The organism is Bacillus sp. NTK034, from assembly GCF_017303275.1.
GTDB lineage: Bacteria > Bacillota > Bacilli > Bacillales > Cytobacillaceae > Cytobacillus.
In genome coordinates this window covers 1-1,821 of the sequence record NZ_JAFKOJ010000030.1, presented here as the reverse complement: position 1 = coordinate 1,821, position 1,821 = coordinate 1, and the positions used below count along the sequence as shown (strand labels likewise).

Sequence of the window (1,821 nt, the reverse complement as noted above, 5' to 3'; positions counted from 1 at the left end):
AGTCAGAATTCGCCTTGTCAATGTAGGGTATATGTCTCATAAGATCCATCTGCATGGCCATGATTTTAAAGTGGCAGCCATCGACGGGCAAGAACTAAAAGAACCAAAAGAAATCAAAGATCAAGTTATCTCAATAGCACCAGGGGAGCGATATGACATTGAGTTTACTGCGGACAACCCTGGCGAATGGTTCATCGAGTGCCATGGTGACATGGAAGGCACAAGTGGAATGAAGACAAAAATTCAATATGAAAACTCTTCTAAATCAACAGATAAATCTAATCAGTCCGAAGAACTTTCAGAGTTCACGTTTGTTAATTATGGCCCTTCTAAACAAGGGGAATTTTCACTGGATCAGAAATATAATGTTGAATATAAAATGGATCTGAATACTGCCATGAATGGCAGTGATATGGCCTATACGATTAACGGCAAAACATTTCCTGAAACAGATAATATAAATGTTAAGGAAGGTGATCTCGTTAAGGTAACATTGACTAATAATTCTATGATGGATGATCACCCTATGCACCTCCATGGTCACTTCTTCCAGGTCCTTAGCAAGAATGGAAAACCTGTAGAAGGATCTCCGATAATAAAGGATACCATTAACTTAAAACCGGGTGATGTATATGTTGTTGCGTTTAAAGCTGATAACCCAGGAAATTGGCTGTTTCACTGTCATGATCTTCACCATGCCACAGCTGGAATGGTAAATATGGTTAAGTACGACGGATTTAAGCCAAGTTTTACCCCTGATCCAAATGCTAACAATAAACCAGAGTAGTAATAATACTTCCGCTAGACACAGAGAAGCGGCCTTAATAAAGGTCGCTTTTTTTTTGAGAGGTTAATAAATCATAAGAAATGAGTGTTTTCGAGAGGCATTGGAATAATATTTGGACTAGTCGCTTTGCTTGCTGGTTTTGGGACAATTAGTGCATTGAAAAACAAAAATTTCCTAGGTGTGCTATTTAGATTAGGCAGCTTCCTTGTTTTTGGCTGGTTTGCTGTAATGACTTTTATAAATTCCGGATATCCTGCTATGTAAATGCAGGAGAATTGAGGCAATAAGCATTTTACTCGTTTGTTGAAAAAAGTATTGCTGCTTTTTATTAATTTTTATGTTTAATCCATAAATCATGCAAACCTTTAATATATAATAAAGATCCCCCCTAATTATTATAGAAATGAAAAAGGACCTTTTTTGGTCCTTTTTCATTAAAAAAGCAAACTGATTCTTAACTTTGGTTTTAATAGTTGTTTACACAAGACGACATCGTTTCCTTTGTTGTCTGCGGATGGCATTCAGATTCTGCCTCCGGTGCTTTTTCGAGAGCCATCCACTTTCCTCTTTGGAACTGAATAACGAGTACAACTGCCCTAAACGCAATATCAATTCCGATGGCAATCCAGACACCTGCTAAACCCCAGCCTAGCTTTATGCCTAATAAAAAGACAAGGAGTGTACGCACCGCCCACATTCCAATGGTGGTGAGGTACATTGGGAATTTTGTATTATTTGCACCTTGGAATGCCCCTGTTAGTACCATAAGCACAGCTAAAAAGGGTTGAAAAACGCCCGATATCTTTAAAGCTGTTCCTATGTTTCTGACTACCTCCTGGTCTTCTGTAAAGAACCTTCCCGCCCATTCACCAAGGAAGAATAGCATAGCCCCCAGAACAGACATTGATGCTAAAGTTAAGATGGTTGTAAGTTTGGCATATCTCCTCGCTTCATCAAGGTTACCTGCCCCGATTTGCTGTCCAACCAGTATCGTAGCTGCCGTTGCGAACCCATAACCAATCATATAAGAAAAG

At 39.0% G+C, this 1,821-nt stretch carries 3 protein-coding genes; 2 read left to right on the top strand and 1 reads right to left on the bottom strand.

What is annotated here, in order from left to right; all coding sequences use genetic code 11:
* Positions 1 to 787 (top strand): multicopper oxidase family protein (locus tag JI665_RS28165; RefSeq protein ID WP_206846282.1); only part of this gene is annotated, 787 nt, incomplete at its 5' end.
* An 84-nt stretch (positions 788 to 871) separates the two neighbouring features.
* Positions 872 to 1,051: a DUF2759 domain-containing protein gene (locus tag JI665_RS28160; protein ID WP_206846281.1), complete on the top strand. Its 180-nt coding sequence runs from the start codon at positions 872 to 874 to the stop codon at positions 1,049 to 1,051.
* A 202-nt stretch (positions 1,052 to 1,253) separates the two neighbouring features.
* On the opposite strand, the gene JI665_RS28155 is transcribed toward JI665_RS28160, so the two are convergent.
* Positions 1,254 to 1,821: MATE family efflux transporter (locus JI665_RS28155; RefSeq protein ID WP_244671352.1), on the bottom strand; the 568-nt coding region annotated here is incomplete at its 5' end.